Genomic DNA, 21,916 nt, shown 5'->3' on the forward strand with positions numbered 1-21,916 from the left:
GGGAAGCCCCGCGTCTCCACCTGCCTTGCTCGATCGTCCACGCCTCACCGTGTCAGTCGCGGCGTCCCTGCGTGAAGAAGATCTTGTCCGAAGGGATTGTCCCGGTGGTGGTGGCCGGTTCGGCGGTATTCTCCGACGCCCGAACGGCCCGGCTACGCGCGCCGGCGAGCAGGGCGCGAAAGCGCGGCATGGGCACAGCTTCCTCGCGCACGGCGCGTGCCTCTTCGCGCATCTGGCTGGGGGTGATCCCGAAGTGGCGGCTGAAGCGGCGGCTGAACGCGGCTTCCGACCCATATCCCGCCATTTCGGCGATCTCGGCGACTTTCATCCGGCCCTGCCGCAGCAGGCTGGCGGCATGTTCCATGCGGCGTTCGGCGACCACTTCCATCGGGGCCTTGCCCACTGCCTGCGTGAAATGCGCTGCAAAGTTGGAGCGGCCCATGCCTACCGACCGGGCGAGCGATTCAACCGTCCATGCTTGCGCGGGGCTGGCGACGATCAACTGGAGCGCGTCCTCGATGGGATCGCGCGTCTCTGCGGACAGGATGCGGCGGCAGCCCGGATCGGCGCGCAGGGCCGCGATCAGCAGGGTTTCGGCGATCCGGGTCAGGAGCGCCGCCGATCCCGCGCCCATGCCCGACAGAGGCATGGCATCGGACTGGAACAAGGTGGTGCCCGTCCTCAGCAGCGAGGGCAGGGCGGCACGCGAAACGTCTCCGGGCCACTGTGCCTGCAGGCGCCCGCTCAGCACCCGCGCCGTGACGCGCGGACCGTCTCCGAAGGCCATGGCGGGCGGGACATCGCACCCGGCGGAACGGCGCAGGCCCTCGTGTGGCTGGGCTCTGGCACCCGGTGCGGTTCGCAACGCATGGGCTTCGCCCGAAAGCACCATGGCCACATCGCCCGGACCCAGTTCGGCCATGGCGCCACCGGTGCACGCCAGCCGCAACTCGCCATGGATGACGGCGTGGATGAACACGGCATCGCCTGGAGCCACGGCGCAACCGGCTTGCCCTGCGAAGTCGCCATAGACCCAGGTCTGGCCTGACAGGCGTACGTCGGCAAGCAGGTCCGAAAGGCTGCGCGAAACCGCTTTTGGGGGCTTGTCCGGCACCTGACGTATTACTCCCGTTATGCCGATCCTCTGGACGATCGATCATGAGGAGCCGAGAATATGGGATTGCCCCGGCTCGTCAATCCACGCATCAAGCGCTTGATTGGGAGAAGACAAACATTGCGGCAGATAGAACTTGCCATCGACGTCAGTGATGCCGTGGGACTGGGCATGCCAGCCCGGATCGCCGCGACCGTCGTCCTGCCCGAACCGGAGGCCCTGCCGGATCAGGCCGTGGTTTGCGTCGCGCTGCCGAGCAGCAGCTATGCGCGCGGCTATTACACCTGCGACTTGCCGGGCGCGGGCAGCGGGGCACAGGCAGCGTTTCATGTGGAGCGCGGCTGGATCGTCGCCGCGCTCGACTGGCTCGGCTGCGATGACGCCTCGGGCCTTGATCCCGAAGACCTCGGCTATGCCGCGCTGACCGCTGCCGCGCACGCAGCGCAGGCGGAAATCCTGTTGCGGCTGGAAAACGGCGTGCTGGCGCCCGGCTATCCGCCGGTGGGGCGGCCCTGCGTGATTGGTATCGGCCAGTCGCTGGGCGGCGGGCTGCTGATCTACCAGCAGGCCCGGCACGGCAGCTTCGACGGGATCGGCGTGCTGGGGTTCAGCGCGATCCGCTCGCATCCCGCGACTCCACCGGGTGGCGAGCCCGTCGTAGTAGCCTGGTATCCGCGCGATGCCGGGTTGGAGGAATGCCGCGAGCCGCTCAATGCGGCAGCCCTCTCGGGCTCGCAGTCGGCGCAGGAGCAGGCAGCGTGGGAAGCCGTGGCCTGGGGCTTCCACTACGACGACGTGCCTGCCGAGGTCGTCGAGCAGGACCTTGCCCATTACGAAGGCATCGCACGCGGGATCGACCCAGATGCGCCACTGCCGCCCTGGTATGCCCGCCGCACGCCTCAGCGCGCTGCCCGCTCGTCGCTGACGCCCGGTGTGGTGGCGTCGGAGGCAGCTTCGGTCACGGTGCCGGTGCTGGCGGCGATGGGCGTGCGTGATCTCGTGCCCGATCCGCGCAGCGAGCCGCGCGCCTTTGCCTCCGCGCGCAGCGTTGATCTCTTCGTCTGCCCGCGCATGGGGCACATGCACAACATGGCCGGAACCCGCGCTCTGCTGTGGGAGCGCATCCACCTGTTCGGCGAATGGTGCGCAGCGCTGAAAACTCAGGGGTGAGCATGCGCGGAAATCTGGCCTCCGGCCGCTCGAAATGTGCTATAGGAGTCACATCATAGTCGCATTTCAGACGACTCAATGCGTTGCTCATGGGGAGATGAGACAATGGCATACTGGAAACTCAAAGGGCGCGAACTCGCCAACTGCAATTGCGAATATGGCTGCAACTGCCAGTTCGGGGCACTGCCGGACAAGGGGCATTGCCAGGCTGTCTTCGGGATGGCGATCGACGACGGCTTTCACGGTGACACGGACCTTTCGGGCCTGAACATCGCCGCGGTGTTCCATTGGCCCGGGCCAATCCACGAGGGTCACGGTGAATGCGCGGCCTTTGTCGATGAACGTGCGAGCGAGGCGCAGCGCAATGCCCTGCTCACGATCATGACCGGCGGCGATACCGACCCGTTCGCGACCGTCTTCGCGGTTTTCGCCTCGACCATTGAAACGATGCACGAGCCCCGCTTTCTGCCCATCGAATTCGACGTTGATGTCGAGGGGCGGACCGGGAGGTTGCGCATCGAGGGTCACGTCGAGATGGATGGCGAACCGATCCGCAGCCGCGTCGACGGCAGCGAGATTCGCGCCCGGATCAATCTGCCGAACGGCTTCGAATATGAAATCGCGGAAATCGGTTCGGGGACCAGCCGTTCGTTCGTGCCGATGCAGCTCGATCATAGCGCAAGCTATGGCCAGTTCGCGCACCTGCATCTCGACAGCCACGGGGTCGTGCGCGCCTGATGGCGCCCGCGGAGGCGATACTCAGGCGGAATAGGGCCGTATCCATTGCCATGCTTGCCGTCCTGACACTGCTGGCATGGGCCTGGCTGTCGCTGGGAGCCGGGATGGGCATGGCGCCAGGGCTTTCCCTGCCAGCGCTCTTGCCGCATCATGCCGGCCAGCCAGCTGTCATGCCTGCCATGGAAATGGGCGGTATGCCGATACCGTCGCATGATCTCGCACCGTGGTGGACGGCATCGCGCTTACTTCTCACGTTTTCCATGTGGTGGGTGATGATGGTGGCGATGATGCTGCCATCCGCAGCACCGATGATCCTGCTTTACGCCCGGACTGCGGTTGCGGGCGGTGTCACGGTCTCCCCTGCGACCGGCAGTTTCCTTTCTGGCTACCTGCTGGTCTGGGGCCTTTTCTCGTTTGCAGTTGCTGCGCTGCAGATGCTGCTCGAACATGCGGGCTTGCTGGCCGGGATGGACATGGTGTCGGTCAGCCGTCCGTTCTCTGCAGCCGTGCTTGCCGCTGCGGGCCTGTACCAGCTCTCGCCGGTCAAGGAAGTGTGCCTTCGGCATTGCCGCAATCCCGCGCAGTTCCTGGCACTCCACTACCGGGCTGGCCGGAGAGGCGCGTTGCAGATGGGGCTGCGGCACGGGGCCTTCTGCGCCGGTTGCTGCTGGTTGCTGATGGCGCTGCTGTTCGTCGGCGGAGTGATGAACCTCGTCTGGATCGCGTTTCTGACGCTGCTCGTGGCGGCCGAAAAGATGCTACCCGTAGGCCGCTGGATTGCGGTTGCAGGGGGAATTCTCTGTCTTGTGGGGAGTGGCTATCTGTTTCTGGCCTGAGGGCCTAGGCCGCCGCACCCCACGTCTGCGCATAGGCATCCAGCTTTGCCAGATAGCCATCGCGCTGCTGCGCAGGAATCCACGCCGTCCCGAAGGCATTGCGCTCGATGCGGACGAGTTCTGCGGGTGTCAGCGCGCTGTCTTTCTGCGCGCGGATCAGCACTTCCGTGATGTATTCGCTGCCCATGTAGGCCGGATCGTCGGAATTGACAGAAACCTTGAGCCCGGCATCGAGCATTTCGCGCAGGGCATTGATCGGCTGCCCGTTCTCCATGACCTTGCCCGAGAACGTGGGGCAGACGGTGAAGGGAATGCCCAGGCTCTTCGCCAGCGCCACCAGTTCGGGGGACTGCACGATGTTGCCACCGTGGTCGATGCGCTCGGCCTTCAGGTCCAGCAGCGCGGTGCGGATGTGCTCGAGCGTGTTCTCCTGATTGACGTCGCAGTGCATCGTCACGTGGAGCCCCGCCGCGCGCGCCTTGGCGAAGTGCTCGGCGAACTTCTCGGGCGGATTGCCTTTTTCGTCCGAATCGAGCCCGACGCCCACCAGTTTGTCCTTGAAGGGCAGCGCGGCATCGAGTGCTTCCATGGCCGATTCGGCGCTGAGATCGCGCATGAAGCACAGGATCAGCTGAGACTGGATGCCCAGTGCCTTCGCCGCATCGCCGCGCGCGCGGGTGATGCCGCCGATCACCGCCCCGATCGGCACGCCGCGCTTGAGATGCTCCTGCGGGTCGAAGAACATCTCTGCATAGAGCACGTTCTGCGATGCGGCCTTGTTCAGGTAGCCAAAGGCCAGATCGTAGAAGTCCTGCTCGGTCAGCAGCACCTGCATCCCGTCGTAGTAGATCTTCAGGAAGCTCGGCAGGTCGTGGTAGATATAGCTGCGCTTCATCGCCTCGACATCGGCATAGGGCAGCTTCAGCCCGTTGCGCTGGGCCAGCGCGAACTTCATTTCCGCTTCCAGCGTGCCTTCCAGATGGACGTGGAATTCCGCCTTGGGCAGCCCGGCGATGAAACGGGCCATGGTGGCCTCGTCCGCAGGCGGGGTGGCCGCGCGGGCCCAGGCCGGAAGTGCGCCAGCCAGCGGCGCGGCCATTGCGGCGCGGATCAGCATTCTTCTGTCGAGCATGTGCGGTCCTCTGGCGCCGAAAGGACACCCCGGCGCGACAGGAACACTATCCCGCCCAGACCATGACGCTGTCCAACGGTGAAAAGTCTACAGACTGTTCCAAAAATTGCAGCAGTTTAGCCTTTTCTGGCCGCAGACTAGCAGTTTTCCGGCTTGCGGGACGCGCGCGGTCCCGGCATTGTGCTGCGATGCACAATGCTTCTGATGCCCTGGTTTCCCCTGAGCGCACGATAATCGAGGCGATTGCCCTCAAGCGTGCGATCAGTGCCCGCTATAACAGCGCAGAAATGCTGCTGGCCCCCCACCGCCTGTTTTCGCGGCATGGGGAACTGTTCCTCAGCGCTCTCAACTTGCGCAAGAACTGGCGTTCCGAAGAGGAACGGCGCCTTGGCCATTTCAAGCTCGATGGCCTGTCGGACACGGCGATTACCGAAGACGTCTTTGAACCGCTGCCCGCAGATGACAATGGCCTGCCGCGCGAAACCGATCAGGAAGTGTTCTCGATCTACTCCTGACGGGCGGAGCTAACCTGTTGCCGTTTCCGCTGGCTCCATGCCGTCGAGAGGGGTCTTGCGGCCCGGGCCGCCGCGCACCTGCACGGTCATTTCGCCCAGGCCTTCCATTGCCGCATGCATGACGTCCCCGGGTGCGACAGGCCCGGTTGAACGAGGCAGAGTGCCGGAGAAGATCACGTCACCGGGGTATAGCGTCATCACCGAGGCGGCATGTTCCACCAAGCCGGCAATGCCAAGCACGAGATTGGCGGTGGAATCGACCTGCCGGTCCTCGCCATTGACCTTGAGGCAGTAGGACAGGTTGTCCGGATCGGCGATCTCGTCGCGGGTGGTGAGCCAGGGCCCCATCACACCGTAAGTGTCGAAGCTCTTGCCGAAGCTGGGGAACTCGCTGCCCTGCATGGTCATGTCGAGGCCGATGCAGTACCCGGCGACGTAGTCGAGCGCCTCGCTGGCCGGGATCTCGGTGCCCTGCTTCCCGATGACGATGGCGATTTCCATTTCGTGGAAGGTGGTGCGCTCGGGCCAGCGCAGGGTGACGCCATCGGCGGGACCAGCGGCGGCGTTGGTCATCTTGAACAGCAGGCCCAGACGGCGGGGGTGGCCGCCCATTTCGAGCACGATCTTGTGATTGCCCGCCCCGCACAGGAACTTGCCCGGATTGGCGACGGGATTGCGGAGCAGGACTGAGGCCACGGGCACGTCGGGGGTCTTTTCGGCAAGGTCCTCCATCACCGGCCGCAGGCGTTCGAGATTCGTGATGAAGAGGTCGCCCGGCGGGTAGGGCCAGCGCACATCGGGCAGCATGTCGGCCACGGACGATACGTCGTGCACCCGGTTACCGCGCACCACGCCGATCTTCACCGGGCCGTCCGGCGTGTCCTGATAGCGGCAGATCTTCATGCGATGTCCTCTCCCTGTGTGTTTGGGAGAGACCATCGGCCTGCCGGACGCCGGCTGCAAGAACCGGCTGTCCGTCAGGACTGCCCGAGCGTCCAGCCGGACACTCCGAGTGTCAGGCGGGGTCGATGCCCATGCAGAGGTACTTCACCTCCATGTAGTCATCGAGGCCGTAGTGCGAGCCTTCGCGACCGAGGCCCGACTGCTTGACGCCGCCGAACGGCGCGACGGCGGTCGAGATCAGGCCGGTGTTGATGCCCACCATGCCCGCCTCGATCGCTTCGGCCACGCGCCACACGCGCGACAGATCCTTCGAGTAGAAGTAGCTGGCGAGGCCGAACTCGGTATCGTTGGCCATGCGGATGGCGTCGGCTTCCTCGGTGAAGCGGATCACGCCTGCGAGCGGGCCGAAAGTCTCCTCGCGCGCCAGTTTCATCTCGGGCGTCACGTTGGCAACGACGGTGGGGCAGAAATAGGTGCCGCCCAGCTCGCTGCGCTTGCCGCCTGCCAGCAGGGTGGCGCCGCCGCCCAGCGCGTCCTCAAGGTGTTCCTCGACCTTCTCGACCGCCTTTTCGTCGATCATCGCACCGATCTGCGAGCCCTCGTCCATCGAATAACCGACCTTCATCGCATTGACGCGCGCGGCGAGCTTGGTGACGAACTCGTCGTAGACGCCGTCCTGCACGTAGAAGCGGTTGGTGCAAACGCAGGTCTGCCCGCCATTGCGGAACTTGGAGATCATCGCGCCTTCGATCGCAGCATCGACGTCGGCATCGTCAAACACGAGGAACGGCGCGTTGCCGCCCAGTTCCATCGAACACTTCTTGATGGTCTCGGCGCACTCGCGCAGCAGGTCGCGGCCGATCTCGGTTGAACCGGTGAAGGTGACCTTGGCGACTTTCGGGTTGCGGGTGAGTTCTGAACCGATCTGGCCCGCGCTGCCGGTCACCACGTTGACCACGCCCGCCGGGATGCCCGCCATCTCGCACAGCTGGGCGATGGCAAGCGCCGAATAGGGGGTGGCCGAGGCCGGCTTGATCACGACGGTGCAGCCCGCGGCCAGTGCCGGGCCGAGCTTGCGGGTGATCATTGCGTTGGGGAAGTTCCACGGTGTGATCGCGGCGACGACGCCGACCGGCTGCTTCAGTACGACGATGCGCTTGTCGCCCTGATGGCTGGGGATCACGTCGCCATAGGCGCGCTTGCCCTCTTCGGCGAACCATTCGATGAAGCTGGCGCCATAGACGATCTCGCCCTTGCCCTCGGCGAATGGCTTGCCCTGTTCGCGGCTGAGCAGTTCGCCCAGTTCGTCCTGGTGCGCCATCATCAGGTCGAACAGCTTGCGCATCATCCCGGCACGTTCGCCGGCAGTCCTGGCGCGCCAGGCGGGAAGCGCGGCTTCGGCGGCGTCGATCGCGCGAGCCGTTTCGGCTGCGCCCATCTTCGGCACCGTGCCCAGAACCTTGCCCGTGCCGGGATCGACGACGTCGAACGCGGCTCCGGAATCGGCATCGCACCACTTGCCGTCGATGTAGCACTGCTGCTTGAGGAAGTCGGTGTAAGCCATGTCTCGCGGGTCCTCTTCTGATTCCTGCCCACCCATCCTTTGCGGGATAGCGGTTTCGGCGATTGGCATAGGGATGACCCCTTGCCGTGACAACTGCCCAACTAGGGTGAGCCGGTCTCTCCTGCATCCCCTGACAAGCGAGAGGTTCGCCGATTGACGTGTGGCCGCAGCTCGGCTAGTCTCCCATCCGAATAATAATTCACAATCCCGAATTAATTGAGGGAGAGGACCTCTGGATTACGCAGCCTATATTGACGGTGCCTTCGTCAAGGGCGAGGGGACGCGCTTCGTGGTCGAAAACCCGTCGGACGAATCAGTCGTGGCCGAAGTGCAGGGCGTCTCCGCCACACAGGCCGATGCGGCGATTGCCGCCGCGCGCCGGGCTTTCGATGACGGTGGCTGGTCCGGCCTCCCGATGAAGGAGCGCGCCGTTTACATGACGCGCTATGGCGAAGCGCTGCGCAAGCGTACCGACGTGCTCAGGGACTGTGCCGTTGCGGAAGCCGGGTGCCCCGTTTCGTCGATGGTGATGGGCGCGCAGGTTCATGCGCCGCTGCGCATGACCGACGAGATCATCGACCTGTTCCTGCGCCTGCCCGAGCATGAAGAAAACCCGCTGCCGATGCACGAGCGGGCGAATGCCTATTTCACCGTCCAGAGCCTGAAGCGCTGGACCCCGCTCGGCGTGGTCTCCGCGATCAGTGCCTACAACGTGCCGTTCTACACCGCCTTCTGGAAAGTCGTGCCCGCGCTGATGGCGGGGGATACCGTGATCCTGCGGCCCAATCCGCTGACGCCGATTTCCTCGATGGTCTTCGCCGAGGCCGCGGACGAGGCGGGCCTGCCCAAGGGCGTGCTCAATGTGATCGTCGAGCAAGGCCTTGAAGGCGGGCTTGCCATGACCACGGACGACCGCGTCGATATGGTCAGCTTCACCGGATCGTGCACCGTGGGTGCCAAGGTGGCCGAGCAGACCGCGCCCACGCTCAAGCGGCTGGTGCTCGAACTGGGCGGCAAGTCGGCACAGATCTACTTGCCCGATGCAGTGGGGCGGGCTGCGTCGGCTGCGTTTTCGGTCTGCACGGCGCACGCGGGGCAGGGCTGCGTGCTCGGCACGCGCGTCTTCGTGCCGGAAGAGAACAAGGCAGAGGTGCTCGACGGCATGGCGAAGATGCTCTCCGGCGTGAAGATCGGTCCGGCCAGCGATCCCGCAACCCAGCTTGGGCCGGTTATCAGCGCCGCCCAGCGCGACCGCTGCGAACACTTCACGAACGCGGCTGTCGCGGCGGGCGGCAAGGTCGTCTGCGGCGGCAAGCGGCCCGAAGGCCTGGACAAGGGGTACTATTGGGAACCCACCGTGCTCGACCTGCCCGACAACAGGAACCCCGCCGCGCAGGAGGAGATCTTCGGCCCGGTGATCGGGGTGATCGGCTACCGCGATCTCGACCATGCGGTGGAGATGGCCAATGACAGCAAGTTTGGCCTGTCCGGCTGGGTGCACGGGGCGGACAAGGTGAAGTCACTCGAAGTCGGCCTGAAGATCCGCAGCGGCGCGGTGAACGTCAACGGCGCGGTGATGTCGAGCTATGCCAGTGGCGGCGGGATCAAGATGAGCGGCATTGGCCGCGAGCGCGGCATCGAAGGCCTGCGCGAATTCCAGATGATGACCACGCTGAACATCGGCGGGTAACAACACAACAAGGGATGGGATGATGGAAGGACTGGTTCAGGGCAAAGTGGTGCTCATCACGGGCGCGGGCTCGGGTGTCGGGCGTGCAGCGTGCCTGCTGTTCAGCGAGCATGGCGCAAAGGTCGTCGCGGCTGACATCAATGGCGGCAACGCCGGGGAAACCGCGCAGGCAGTGCGCGGTGCGGGCGGCGAATGCGTTGCCGTGACCTGCAACGTGGCTGATCCGGCTTCGGTCGATGCCGCCGTGGCCAAGGCCGTGGACAGCTTCGGGCGGCTGGATGCGATCTACAACAACGCGGGCATCACCATTCTGCCGGTCCCGGGCAAAGGCATGAAATCGCTGGTCGATTGCGATCCCGAAGAGATGAAGCGGGTTGAGGACGTCAACATCAACGGCGTCATCTACGGCAGCCAGGCGGCGATCCGCCAGTTCGAGAAGCAGGGGACCGGCGGAACCATCGTGAGCACCGCGTCGGTGGCCGGCCTCATGGGCTATGGCGGCGTGCTTTATGGCACCACCAAGGGCGCGGTCGTGCAGTTCACCCGCGCGCTGGCCATCGAAGTCGCCGACAAGGGCATTCGCGTCAACGCGGTGTGTCCGGCGGGGATGCTCACCCACTATGCAGGGATGGACCCCGACAGCGAGCACCGCGACCGTATTCTGGAAGGCATGGGCAAGGCCCATCCGCTGGGCAAGGCGATCGACGCGCGCGACACGGCGGCGGCGGCGTTGTTCCTCTGCTCGGATCTCGCATCGAATATCACCGGCGTGAACCTGCCGGTCGACGGCGGTCTCTACGCGGGCCGCAAGATAGGAGGCTGAAGCCATGGCAAGCTGTCCGGTAACCGGGAAGAACTCGAACGCGCTCGCGTCGCTGATGAGCGACAACCCGCGCTATGCCGAAATGTTCGACGTCGACAAGGAAACCGCCAACAGCGGCGTGGACCTGACGCGCGATTATACCGATGACATGAACCGGCTGCGCGACAAGGCGCCGGTGCAGAAAGGCTCGCTGCGGGCGCTGCTGGGCGCGCAGGACATCGACCACAACGATGTCCCGCGCGATCAGTACACCTTCTTTTCCTACCGCGCCTGCGAGATCGGCTTCCGCGAGAACCAGCTGTTCTCCTCGGAAGGGTACAACGAAAGTCCGGGCGTGCGCACGGTCGGCACCACGATCCTGTCGATGATCGGCAAGCCGCACAAGCGCCTGCGTTCGGCCGCGCAGCCGCTGTTCAAGCGCCCCAAGGTGCTCGACTGGTGGAACAAGCGCTGGATCGGGGAGACGGTCGATGCCCTGCTCGACCGCCTGCTTGACGAGGACGCGGTCGATCTCAACACCGAGCTGTGCGCGCGGCTGCCGATGGCGATCGTCACGCGCGCGATCGGCCTCGAAGGCGAGGACGTGATCGAATTCCGCTACCAGCTCACCCGCGCCACTTTCGGCGCGGCGAAGCTGCCGCCCGAGGAAGCCGCGGCGTCGCGGGCGCTGGTCGACAAGACCCTGCGCGATCTCATCGCCGACAACGCGCGCCAGCCCGGCGACAACCTGATCGCGGGGCTGATCGCCGCCGAAATCGTCGACGAGGATACCGGCGACAAGCGCAGCCTGACCGAGGACGAGATTTTCGGTTACTGCAAGCTGGCGATCTTCGCGGGCGGCGGCACCACCTGGCGCCAGCTCGGCATCACCATCGATGCCCTGATGAACCACTACCAGTTCTGGGAAGCCTGCCGCGAGGACCGCAAGCTGATCGATCTCGCGGTCGAGGAATCGCTGCGCTGGCGCGCGACAGACCCGGTCTTCCCGCGCGTCTGCACGGCGGATACCGTGGTGGAGGGCGTGCCCGTGCCCGAAGGCGTGCGCGTGAACCTGTGCCTGGGCGCGGCGAACCACGATCCGACGGTGTTCAAGAACCCGGAAGCCTACGATATCTTCCGCAAGAAAGAGCATCACATGGGTTTCGGCTTCGGGCCGCACCGGTGCCTGGGCATGGATGTCGCCCGGCAGGAGATGATCGTCGCCATAAATGGCCTGATGGACCGCTTCCCGCACATGAAGCTCGACCCGGACAAGCCGAAGCCGGAATTCCGCGGCCTCGACCATCGCGGCATGTCGGCGGTCACGGTACGGCTCAAATGAACGGCACAATGAAGCAGGTCGTTCTGGCCGCCTACGCAAAAGGCAATCCCAAGCCCTCCGACTTCCGTATCGAGCAGGTGCCGGTTCCCGAAGCGGGCGACCGGGAAATCCTGCTCCGGACGCTCTACATTGCCGTCGATCCGCTGATCCGCTTTTCGCTCGATGAAAGCCTGTTGTCGGGTGCGAGCCGGATGGAGCTGGGCGCGGTGATGGTCGGTCCGGCGGTCTGCCAGGTCGTGGCGTCCAACCACCCTGACTACGCGCCCGGCGACTTCGTGGAAGGGCGCACGCCCTGGGCAGAGCAGGCTGTCGTTGCCCCCGACCAGTCGGACTATCGCGGGCCGCCGCGCAAGCTCGACCCGTCGCTGGCGCCCGTCTCGACCGCGCTTGGCGCGCTGGGCGGGCCGGGGCAGACCGCCTATGAAGGCGTGGTCAATGTCGGGCGGCTCAAGGCGGGCGAAACCATTGTCATTTCCGCCGCCGCCGGGGCGGTGGGATCGATGGCCGGGCAGATCGCCAAGGCACTGGGCGCCCGTGCGGTCGGCATTGCCGGAGGCGCGGCCAAGTGCCAGGCGCTGCTAGATCTCGGCTTCGATGCCGTGGCCGATTACAAGGCGCCCGATTTCGCAGACCAGCTCAAGGCGGCACTGCCCGAAGGCGCGGACGTCTATTTCGAGAATGTCGGCGGCGACGTGACCCTTGCCGTGCTGCCGCTGCTCAAGCGCGGGGCGCGGATGCCGATGTGCGGCTTCATCGCCTATTACGGTATCGGTATGGAAGGGCCAGGACCGGACCATCTGCCCGGCTTCTACCGCCACATCATGTCGAAGGGGCTCGAGATAAAGGGATTCGCCGGAATTTTTGCGGGCCAGAAGGGGCTCGACGATATCGCGGGCTGGATGAAAGAAGGCAAAATCCGCTTCCCCGAGTCCGTCGTCGAAGGCATTGACGCGGCTCCGCAGGCCTTCTCCAGTGTGTTTTCGGGGCATGACCACATTGGCAAGCTGTTGGTGCGTGTTGCACCGGACACTTGATTGACATTCGTCCAGGGGCCAGCTTGGCATGATGGATATCGAGACTCTGCCCCCGCCGCCGCGTTCCACGGCCAATCCGGCGCCGGTTCGTGCGGCCAATTCGGTGCGCCGCACTACCAGCATCGACGTGTCCTGGCCCGACGGGATCGATGGCCAGCGACTCTTCATTGGCGCCGCCCGCGACGTGCTGACCCCTGCCGGCGGCGGCGTGCCGCGCGTGGTTGCTCAGGGGGGCTATCGGGCGCGGCTCAAGGAAGACAAGACGATCACGGAGATCAGCACGGATCCCATCCACGAGGGCGTTCCGCAGCTGGTGGGCGCAAAGGCAGGCGGTCACTTGCGCATGCTGCTGGGCGAAGTGATGCCCGACCTGATCGCGCAGACCCATCCGCTCTATCTGGTGCTGGACGACTTGTCGGGCTCAGCGCTGGTTTCGGCCTTCGCCTGGTCGCAGTGGTATCCCGACTGGGCCGAGAAGATCCGTCAGCGCATTGGCGAGGAAGAGCACGCCAGACTGATGACCCAGCGCGTCAATGTCTGCTGGGGCCTGCAGGAAGGCCACAGCGGGGTGCAGCCCGGTGGGCCGCCGAAGAACGTTGCGGATGCCGACGCGGGCGATGTGCGCAATCCCGAGGACCCGCACGGCTGGCACGACCTGTCGGACAGCGAAGGCCCCGGCTTCCGCCGCGCGCGCCGCATTGACGTGGTGCGTGACGAGGCCGCGGGCGTCCTGCGAATCGACTCCGCCTTTCAGGACAGCGCCACGAAGCCCGATGGCGGACGCATCGCCATCCACGAATACCTGCTGCGCGCCACCGTCGATATCGACACGCTGGAAGTTCTCTCGATCGAGCCCGAGGCGCGCATTTTGCCGTTCTCCGAATGCCCGGGCGCGATTGCCAACACCCAGCGGCTGGTGGGCCGCAAGCTGCCTGACATTCGCGATGAAGTGTTGGCGCAGCTGCGCGGGCCGGAAGGCTGCACGCACCTCAACGACGCTCTGCGTGCACTGGCCGATGTGCCGGAACTGGCGGCGGAACTTCAGACGCAATAAACCCACCTCCAATCCCTCTCGCAAGCGGGAGGGGAGTGAGACTTGCCGAGCCGCAGGTGAGGCTAGTCGCGACGGGGTGGGCTTTTGCGCGCGCGTTCGCGCTCATTGCCGCAACCCCTTTTGACCGCCACGGCGCAAGGTCCGTGCAGCCCTTGCGCACCGACGCGCCATCTGAAAGGCCCGGCAAAGAACCAGAATTAGCCGGGGGAATGCGTTGACCAAGTCGGTCGTCACGCTCGATGACAAGTACACGCAGGGCTCGGGACAGGTCATGCTCTCGGCGCTGCAGGGCGTCGTGCGCCTGCTGCTCGATCAGGCCCGGCGCGACAAGGCGGCGGGGCTGAACACGGCCGGCTATGTCACCGGCTATCGCGGGTCGCCGATCACCACGCTCGATGCGCAGCTCTGGGCCCGCGAAAAGCTCCTCAAGGAGCACGACATCCGTTTCGAGCCCGGCCTCAACGAGGAACTGGCGGCGACCTCTGTGCGCGGGACGCAGCAGCTCGACTGGTACGGCAAGCCCCGCGTCGATGGCGTCTTCGCGCTCTGGTATGCCAAGGGCGTCGGCGTCGAGCGCGCGGGCGAGGCGATCAAGGCGGCGAATTTCGAAGGCACCCACCGGAACGGCGGCGCGCTGCTGCTGTGCGGTGATGACCACGCCGCCAAGTCCTCGCTGACCGCGCACCAGTCCGAACACGTGCTGGTGACGGCGATGACGCCGGTGCTCTATCCGGCGACGACCGACGAAATCCTGTCCTTCGGCCAGTACGGCTGGGCGCTCTCGCGCGTGAGCGGGCTCTACGTCGGCATTAAGACAGTGACCGACACGCTGGACCTGACGACGACAGTCACGTTGCCGGGCCACTCTTTCCCGATCGCGCTTCCCGATTTGTCCGAAGGCACCTCGCCCAATCTGCGGATCGCGATGTCGGCGCTGCAGCAGGAACAGGCGGTGATCGAGCAGCGTCTGCCGATCGTGCCGCTTTTCACCGCGCTCAATTCGATCGACCGCGTGAGCCACGACGCGCCCGACCGCAAGCTGACGGTGGTGAGTGCGGGCAAGGCCTGGCTCGATCTGTGTCAGGCGCTCGCCGATCTCGGGCTGGACGAAGAGAAATGCCGGGCCATCGGCCTGCGCGTGGTCAAGCTCGGCCTCGTCTGGCCGCTCGACGCCGCGTTCGTGCGGCAGGCCTGCGGCGGCAGCGTCGAAGTGCTGGTCGTCGAGGAAAAGCGCGCCTTCATCGAGGAGCAGATCGCGCGCCTGTTCTATGGCACCGCGAATGTCCCCGCGCTTTCGGGCAAGCACGCGCCGGACGGGGCCACGCTGCTGTCCGAAATCGGCGTGCTCGATCCCGGTTCGGTGCGCCGCGCGCTCGTCAGCCGGCTGTCGGCGCTGGGCATGCTCACGGATGAAGCGTCCGCGCGCGATGCGGCGCTGCGCGATCTGGAGGGCAGTGCCAAGGCGCTGGCGATCACCGCAATTCGCCCCGCCTATTTCTGCTCGGGCTGCCCGCACAACACCTCGACCGTGGTGCCCGAAGGTTCTGCGGCGATGGGGGCGACCGGGTGCCATGGCCTCGCCCATTACATGCCCGAGCGGCATACGATGCAGACCGTCTCGATGGGGCAGGAAGGCATGCCCTGGGTCGGCGCGCAGACCTATGTCGATACGCCGCACATGTTCCAGAACCTGGGTGACGGGACCTATACCCACTCCGGCCTGCTGACGATCCGCGCCGCGGTGGCGGCGAAGAGCAACGTCACCTTCAAGATCCTCTATAACGATGCCGTCGCGATGACGGGTGGCCAGCCCGCCGAAGGGGCGCTGACGGTCGAGCAGATCGTCAATGAGCTGGTGACCGAAGGTGTCTCGCCGGTGGTCCTGCTGAGCGAGGCCCCGGACCGTTTCCACGCGTCGAGCCTGCCGAAAGGCGTGCGGGTGCTGCACCGCGACGAGCTCGATGCCGTGCAGCGCGAACTGCGCGAGCTGAAGGGCACGACCGGCATCGTCTACGACCAGACCTGCGCCAACGAAAAGCGCCGCCGCCGCAAGAAGGGGCTCTATCCGGACCCCGACAAACGCCTCTGGATCAACCCGGCGGTGTGCGAGGGTTGCGGCGATTGCTCTGTGCAGTCGAACTGTCTCTCGGTGACGCCGATCAAGACCGAATTCGGCCGCAAGCGCGCGATCGACCAGTCGACCTGCAACAAGGACTTCTCCTGCATCAAGGGATTCTGCCCCAGCTTCGTCGAAGTTTCGGGCGCGGCGCTGGTGAAGCGCAGCTTCGACGATGCGGCACTGGCGCAGATGGCCGCGAAGTTGCCGGTGCCGCCGGTGCTCGACGTGTCGCAGGCGCCGCGCGCCATGCTTGTCACCGGCATCGGCGGCACCGGGGTGCTCACCGTCGGCGCGATTATCGCGATGGCGGCGCATCTGGAAGGCAAGGCCGCCAAGGTGCTCGACCAAACCGGCATGGCGCAGAAGGGCGGTGCAGTCACCAGCCATATCCGCATCGGCGCGGACACCGACGCGATCCCCTCGGCGCGGCTGGGTACCGGTCAGGCGGACGTGATCGTCGCCTGCGATCTTATTGTCGGATCGGGCCCTGACGTGCTGTCGCTGGCCCGGCCCGACACACAGGTGCTGGCGAACGAGGACGTCGTCCCCACCGGTGAATTCCAGCGCAACCGCAATCTGGACCTCACGGCGACGCGGTTCCTGTCGGCGATCAGCAAGCGCGTCGATCCGGCGAACATCGCCTCGCTGCGGGCGGGGGCTCTGGCGACGCGGCTGCTGGGGGATTCGATCTTCACCAACCTGATGATGGTGGGCTTTGCGGCGCAGAAGGGCCTGCTGCCGGTCGGCCTCGATTCGATCGAGGAAGCGGTGCGGCTCAATGGCGTGGCGGCAAAGGCGAACCTTGCTGCTCTCACGCTGGGACGGCTGGCGGCGGCAGGGGCAGACGATCTCTTCGCGCTCGCCGACGCCTCGACGGAAGGGCCCGCTGTTCCGCGCACCTATGCCGGGATCGTCGAAAGCCGCGTGCGGCGTCTGACGGCATGGCAGAACGAGGCCTATGCTGCGCAATATCGCGGCGTGCTCGATGCCCTGTCCTCGAAGCTGCAGGCGCGCGGCCTGGGCGGCTGCGAGGCCCTGATGGCGGAGATCGCGCGCGGGCTCGGCAAGCTCATGGCCTACAAGGACGAGTACGAGGTGGCCCGGCTCTACACCGATCCGGCCTTCCGCAAGGGGCTGGCCGATACTTTCGCAGGCGCGCCGAAACTGAAAGTCTATCTCGGCGGGGTGCCCGGCCTGAACTTGTTCAAGGATCACAAGACGGGCCGCCCGCGCAAGTTCGGGATGGGCTCGTGGATCTTCCCGGTCTTTGGGGTGCTGGCAAAGCTCAAGGGCCTGCGCGGCACGGCACTGGATGTGTTCGGTTACACCGCCGAACGCCGCATGGAACGTGCCCTGATCGGTGAATACCGGACGCTGGCGGAAGAGATCGTGGACAAGGTTACGCCTGAAACGATGCCGGTTGCGATCGAACTGGCAGCCGCCGCCGATCTCATCGCCGGGTATGGGCCAGTCAAGGATGCGGGCGTCGAGGCTTACCGTGCGCGGGTGGCGAATCTTTTGCCCCGGCTCTCCGAAGCACCGGTTCAGTCCGAACGCGTGGCGCAGCTGGCCTGACCGCAAGCCGTGCCGCCGGGGCGGTATGTGTGCGAGGCGGTTTGTTCCTGCCGGCAAATTGCCGCACGCTCGTGGCGTTCAGGGCGAGTCAGCATGATCGTTCGTGCGGGGAGAGACGATGGACAAGGCGCAGTTTGCAGAGCGGTATGGCCCATGGGCTCTGATTGCCGGAGCCTCGGAAGGGACGGGCGCTTCCTTCGCACGGCAGCTGGCCGAGAAGGGCCTTAACCTGATCCTCGTCGCACGTCGCGAAGGGCCGCTGGAACAGCTCGCGCTGGAACTGCGCGCCGCCCACGGCGTGGAATGCATCACCGCGTCGATCGATCTCTCTGCCGAAAATGCTGCGCAGCATTTGTTGCAGGAGGCCGGGGATCGCGAGGTCGGATTGCTGATTCTCAATGCTGGGGCCGATCCCAACGGTTCGATGTTCCTCGACAACGCGATCGCCAACTGGGATGCGCTCGCGATGCGCAATGTCATGACCGTGATGCGCGCAGTTCATGCTTTTGCTGCGTCGATGCGCGAACGCGGGAGGGGCGGGTTGATGGTGGTGGGCTCGGGCGCCTGCTACGGCGGGCTTCCCGGCATCGGCGTCTATGCCGCGACCAAGGCTTTCGACCTTGTGTTGTGCGAGGCGCTCTGGGCCGAACTGGAACCCTACGGCGTGGACGTGCTCAGCTACGTCATCGGCCGTACCGATACGCCCGCGCACCGCGAACTGATGGAAGCGCGGGGCATGTCGATCCCGGAGGGACTGGCCCATGCTGACGATGTCGCAAGGCTGGGGCTGGCACGTCTGCCGTTCGGTCCTGTCTGCAACTGGGGCGAAGCCGACGACGACGCGATGATGTCGGCCACCTCTGCCGCGCAGCGCCGTGAGCGTATTCGCGGCTTTGCCGCGATGGCTGCCGCCTATGCCGCAAAGGACTGACGTCATGACGGACACTTTCGAGCAGATCGCCGACAAGTTCGCAATCACCGAACAGCTCTATCGCTATTGCCGCAGTGTCGACCGGCTCGACGTGCCGCTCGGCCAGTCGGTGTTTCATGAGGATGCGACGGCCGACTACGGGCCGACAAGCTTTCGTGGAACGGGACACGGCGCGATCGAGTACATTTGCAAGGCTCACTTGCACATGCTGGCCCATTCGCATCAGGTGACCAACATTCTGATCGAACTCGACAGTGAACGGGCGGGCAGCGAGGCCTACGTCATGGCGACGCTGCGTATCGAGCAAGAGGGCAAGCTCAAGTTGATCGAGGTCTGGGCGCGCTATTGCGACCGTTGGTCGAAGCGTGACGGTGTCTGGCGCATCGATCATCGCGATACCGTGATCGATTATGATTCCGTCCGAGACGTGACGCCCATGAACCACCACGAATGGGCCACGCGCGATCCGCAAGATCCATCCTACACCGCTTTGGGAGCCAACCGGTGAAAGACATCAAGATTTCCGTTTCGTTCGACATGCGCTCGCCTGATTGGGCGGCACCAACGCCGAACCTCTACTGCGCCGCGACGCAGATGGCCGCGTTCGTTGATCGCATCGGTGCCGACCAGATCGGCTTGATGCAGCATCACGGATCCGACGACGGCTACCTGCCTCAGCCTTTCGTGTTGGCGGGCGGCATGGCGGCAGTGACCGAGCGCATCCGCTTCCTGCTCGGCGCAGTGATCCTGCCGCTGCACGATCCGGTTGAACTGGCCGAACAGATCGCGGTGCTCGACAACATGTCGGTCGGGCGGCTCAGCGTCATCTTCGGCGCGGGCTATGTGCCCGGCGAATTCGCGATGTTCGGCAAGTCGCTCAAGGACCGCGCGAAGCTCATGGACAGCGGGCTCGAGATCATGCTGCGCGCCTTGAAGGGCGAGCGGTTCGAATACGAAGGCCGCCCGATCTTCACCCGCCCGCTGCCGGTGCAGGAACCCGAGGATATTATCATGGTCGGCGGCGGTGTGGCCGCTTCGGCGAAACGCGCGGCGAAGTTCGGCGTCGGTTTCGGGCCGATGAAGGGCGAACTCGTCGATCTCTACCTGTCCGAATGCGAACGTCTCGGCCACAAACCGCGCCGGCACTTCCGCCCCCGGCCGGGCATGCCGATGGCGATCCACCTGTGCGAGGATCCGGATGCGGGCTGGGACGCCATCGCGCCGCACGCCGTCCATGTCATTACCGAATATGCCAAGTGGGCGGAGCAGGAAGGCGATGCGTCCAATTCGCCCTTCAAGGGCCTCACCGATCCCGCCGTGCTGCGTCATGCGGGGTTGTTCGCGGCCTGGACGCCGGAGATGCTGCTGGAGAAGGTGCGCGGCGTGGAAGGCGGCAATGTCGGTTTCCAGCCCCTGCTGGGAGGCCTCGCACCGGATGAGGGCTGGAAGAGCCTCAAGCTGCTGGAACAGGTCATGCCCGAGCTCAAGGCGATCATTTCGGGATGAAGGCTGCCGTCGTCGAGAACGGGCAGGTCCGCGTCCGGGAGCTGCCCGATCCCGAACCGGGCAAGGGGCAGGCGCTGGTGCGCACTCATTCCTGCGGACTGTGCGCGTCGGATGCGCATTTCCTCTCGGGCGGACAGAACGTGATCGAACTGTCGCGCAAGATGGGCGGGCCCTATGCCGCGTTGCACTACGAGCGTGCTTTCGTGCCCGGCCATGAATTCGTCGGCGAAGTGCTCGACTATGGTCCGGGCAGCCGCCGCAGCGTGAAGACAGGGCGGCGCTTCACGTCGGTGCCGATCATGCGGCAGGGCGGGACTCATGCGGTCGTCGGCTTCAGCCACGAGTGCCCCGGCGGCTGCGGCGAACTGATGCTGCTCGACGAGGATTTCCTGCTCGAGATCCCCGATGGCCTGCCTGACGATTACGCGGCAATGATCGAGCCGCTGGCGGTGGGGCTGGAGCACGCCCGGCGCGGGCGGCCGGACAAGGCCGATGCGGCGCTGGTGCTGGGGTGCGGGGCGATTGGCCTCGGCGTAATCGCGGGCCTGTCGATGATGGGCGTGGGCCCGATCGTTGCTGCCGATTTCCATGCCGACCGCCGCGAACTGGCGCTGAAGGCAGGCGCACACATCGCCATCGACCCGCGCGAAACCGATCCCTACGCCCCGTTGCCGCAATTCGACGGACGGCGCGTCAACCTGATCTACGAGAACGTTGGCGTGCCCGGCATGCTGCAGCAGATCATCGAGGCCGCACCGTTCGACGGGCGCATCGTCATGGGCGGCTACTGCATGGAACCGGAGCCGCTTTTCGTCTTCGCCGCGCAGAACAAGCGGCTCAACATCCAGTTCGCCGGCGGCGAGGAGCCGCAGGACATGGACCTCGCGCTGCGCAGCATTGCCGATGGCCGGATCGACGTGATGCCCTGGCTGGGCGGGCGCGTGGGGCTGGGCGGTGTGGCCGGGGCGATCGCCAACCTGTCGGGACCGGGCACGGCGGTGCGCACCGTGGTCGATCCGCGACTTCTGTAGTTCTCGAACCCCAAGTCCGCTCGTCCTGAGCTTGTCGAAGGACGCTCGCACAGCGCCCGGGTTCGACACCCTTCGACAAGCTCAGGGTGAGCGGTGGAGTTTGAGGGTCTGTACTCAGTCCGCCGTCACGCCCGCATCGATATTGATGCACGCGCCGTGGTACGACCGCGCCGCCGGGGTGGCGAGGAAGGTGACCGTTTCGGCCACGTCCCCGATCTCGCACAGCCCGCGCGGGGAGCCGATGCGGCCGATCAGTTCGTGGTCGCAATCGGCCAGCGCCGCCATGCCGCCGACGAGTCCGGTCATCATCCCGCCCGGCGCCACCGCGTTGATGCGGATCGGAGCCTTCATGTATTCCATGGCGAGCGCCCTGGTCATGTTTGTGAGGCCTGCCTTGGTGGCGCAGTAGGCGGCAAAATAGGCCTGCCCCTGAAAGGCCGCGCAGCTCGTCACGTTGACGATCGCGCCATGGCTTTCGAGCAGGTGCGGCAGGCTGGCGCGGATCAGGAAGAACGGGGCTTCCAGATTGACCTTCATGGTCAGGTCCCAGTTTTCGTCGGTGAACGTGTCGCTTGGCCCCGGCTTCATGACGCCGGCCACGTTGCAAAGCGCATCGAGCTGACCGAAGACCTTGACGGTCTCCTCCACCGCGCTGGCGCAATTGCTGCGCACCGACAGGTCGAGCGGCAGCACCAGCGCTTCGCCGCCTGCCGCGCGGATGGTCCTGGCTGCGTCTTCCAGACCAGCCTCGACGACATCGACCAGTGCTACTTTCGCACCTAGCCCGGCAAGCCTTTCGGTAGTGGCGCGGCCCAGCCCGGCAGCGGCGCCCGTGACGAGCGCGACCTTTCCGCTCATGT

General features: G+C 65.6%; 19 protein-coding genes. 14 read left to right on the forward strand and 5 right to left on the reverse strand.

Annotated features, from left to right (window positions below; genetic code table 11):
- Positions 1-52: 52 nt before the first annotated feature.
- On the reverse strand, positions 53-1,114 hold the full coding sequence (locus MTR64_RS12020) for an AraC family transcriptional regulator (protein WP_243994139.1): 1,062 nt from the start codon (positions 1,112-1,114) through the stop codon (positions 53-55).
- Positions 1,115-1,234: 120 nt separating this feature from the next.
- Here MTR64_RS12020 and MTR64_RS12025 point away from each other — a divergent pair, with 120 nt between their 5' ends.
- The 3 genes from MTR64_RS12025 to MTR64_RS12035 all read left to right on the forward strand — a co-directional run bounded on the left by MTR64_RS12025 (position 1,235) and on the right by MTR64_RS12035 (position 3,858).
- Positions 1,235-2,284, forward strand: a complete 1,050-nt coding sequence (locus MTR64_RS12025) for a hypothetical protein (RefSeq protein ID WP_243994141.1) — start codon at positions 1,235-1,237, stop codon at positions 2,282-2,284.
- Positions 2,285-2,389: 105 nt separating this feature from the next.
- On the forward strand, positions 2,390-3,022 hold the full coding sequence (locus MTR64_RS12030; protein WP_243994143.1) for a DUF1326 domain-containing protein: 633 nt from the start codon (positions 2,390-2,392) through the stop codon (positions 3,020-3,022).
- A gap of 50 nt (positions 3,023-3,072) precedes the next feature.
- Entirely contained in the window at positions 3,073-3,858 is a 786-nt protein-coding gene (locus tag MTR64_RS12035; protein ID WP_243994145.1) for a DUF2182 domain-containing protein, read from the forward strand.
- 4 nt (positions 3,859-3,862) lie between these two features.
- On the opposite strand, the gene add is transcribed toward MTR64_RS12035, so the two are convergent.
- Positions 3,863-4,990: an adenosine deaminase gene (gene add / locus MTR64_RS12040; protein WP_243994147.1), complete on the reverse strand. Its 1,128-nt coding sequence runs from the start codon at positions 4,988-4,990 to the stop codon at positions 3,863-3,865.
- A gap of 188 nt (positions 4,991-5,178) precedes the next feature.
- On the opposite strand from add, the gene MTR64_RS12045 reads away from it, so the two are divergent.
- A complete protein-coding gene (locus tag MTR64_RS12045; RefSeq protein WP_243994149.1) occupies positions 5,179-5,505 on the forward strand; it encodes a WYL domain-containing protein in 327 nt (108 codons plus the stop codon).
- Positions 5,506-5,514: 9 nt separating this feature from the next.
- On the opposite strand, the gene MTR64_RS12050 is transcribed toward MTR64_RS12045, so the two are convergent.
- Together MTR64_RS12050 and MTR64_RS12055 are read right to left on the reverse strand one after the other, a co-directional pair.
- Positions 5,515-6,408, reverse strand: a complete 894-nt coding sequence (locus tag MTR64_RS12050; RefSeq protein ID WP_243994150.1) for a fumarylacetoacetate hydrolase family protein — start codon at positions 6,406-6,408, stop codon at positions 5,515-5,517.
- 112 nt (positions 6,409-6,520) lie between these two features.
- Positions 6,521-7,972, reverse strand: coding sequence for an NAD-dependent succinate-semialdehyde dehydrogenase (locus MTR64_RS12055; protein WP_243994152.1), 1,452 nt, complete (start codon positions 7,970-7,972; stop codon positions 6,521-6,523).
- 250 nt (positions 7,973-8,222) lie between these two features.
- On the opposite strand from MTR64_RS12055, the gene MTR64_RS12060 reads away from it, so the two are divergent.
- From MTR64_RS12060 to MTR64_RS12105, 10 genes are all read left to right on the forward strand, one after another.
- On the forward strand, positions 8,223-9,662 hold the full coding sequence (locus MTR64_RS12060; RefSeq protein WP_327194274.1) for an aldehyde dehydrogenase family protein: 1,440 nt from the start codon (positions 8,223-8,225) through the stop codon (positions 9,660-9,662).
- 22 nt (positions 9,663-9,684) lie between these two features.
- The gene (locus MTR64_RS12065) at positions 9,685-10,485 is read left to right on the forward strand and encodes an SDR family NAD(P)-dependent oxidoreductase (protein WP_243994156.1); all 801 of its coding nucleotides are present in this window, start codon (positions 9,685-9,687) and stop codon (positions 10,483-10,485) included.
- 4 nt (positions 10,486-10,489) lie between these two features.
- Positions 10,490-11,806 (forward strand): cytochrome P450, encoded by a 1,317-nt coding sequence (locus MTR64_RS12070; protein ID WP_243994158.1) that lies wholly within the window; start codon positions 10,490-10,492, stop codon positions 11,804-11,806.
- An 8-nt stretch (positions 11,807-11,814) separates the two neighbouring features.
- Positions 11,815-12,840 (forward strand): NADP-dependent oxidoreductase, encoded by a 1,026-nt coding sequence (locus tag MTR64_RS12075; RefSeq protein ID WP_243994160.1) that lies wholly within the window; start codon positions 11,815-11,817, stop codon positions 12,838-12,840.
- A gap of 31 nt (positions 12,841-12,871) precedes the next feature.
- Entirely contained in the window at positions 12,872-13,894 is a 1,023-nt protein-coding gene (locus MTR64_RS12080) for a DUF2889 domain-containing protein (RefSeq protein WP_243994161.1), read from the forward strand.
- Positions 13,895-14,108: 214 nt separating this feature from the next.
- The gene (locus MTR64_RS12085; protein WP_243994162.1) at positions 14,109-17,588 is read left to right on the forward strand and encodes an indolepyruvate ferredoxin oxidoreductase family protein; all 3,480 of its coding nucleotides are present in this window, start codon (positions 14,109-14,111) and stop codon (positions 17,586-17,588) included.
- Between the two features lie 118 nt (positions 17,589-17,706).
- Positions 17,707-18,519 carry an SDR family NAD(P)-dependent oxidoreductase gene (locus MTR64_RS12090; RefSeq protein ID WP_243994164.1) on the forward strand — a complete coding sequence of 271 codons (813 nt, stop codon included), beginning with the start codon at positions 17,707-17,709 and terminating at the stop codon, positions 18,517-18,519.
- A 4-nt stretch (positions 18,520-18,523) separates the two neighbouring features.
- A complete protein-coding gene (locus MTR64_RS12095) occupies positions 18,524-19,027 on the forward strand; it encodes a nuclear transport factor 2 family protein (protein WP_243994166.1) in 504 nt (167 codons plus the stop codon).
- A complete protein-coding gene (locus MTR64_RS12100; RefSeq protein ID WP_243994168.1) occupies positions 19,024-20,025 on the forward strand; it encodes an LLM class flavin-dependent oxidoreductase in 1,002 nt (333 codons plus the stop codon). Before MTR64_RS12095 ends, MTR64_RS12100 begins: the two co-directional genes overlap by 4 nt.
- The gene (locus MTR64_RS12105) at positions 20,022-21,056 is read left to right on the forward strand and encodes a zinc-binding dehydrogenase (RefSeq protein WP_243994170.1); all 1,035 of its coding nucleotides are present in this window, start codon (positions 20,022-20,024) and stop codon (positions 21,054-21,056) included. The genes MTR64_RS12100 and MTR64_RS12105 overlap by 4 nt, the downstream gene beginning before the upstream one ends.
- A gap of 114 nt (positions 21,057-21,170) precedes the next feature.
- On the opposite strand, the gene MTR64_RS12110 is transcribed toward MTR64_RS12105, so the two are convergent.
- Positions 21,171-21,914 (reverse strand): SDR family NAD(P)-dependent oxidoreductase, encoded by a 744-nt coding sequence (locus tag MTR64_RS12110; RefSeq protein ID WP_243994172.1) that lies wholly within the window; start codon positions 21,912-21,914, stop codon positions 21,171-21,173.
- Positions 21,915-21,916 lie beyond the last annotated feature (2 nt).

This window comes from Novosphingobium album (ex Hu et al. 2023) (assembly GCF_022832385.1).
In the GTDB taxonomy this organism is placed as follows: Bacteria; Pseudomonadota; Alphaproteobacteria; order Sphingomonadales; family Sphingomonadaceae; genus Novosphingobium; species Novosphingobium album.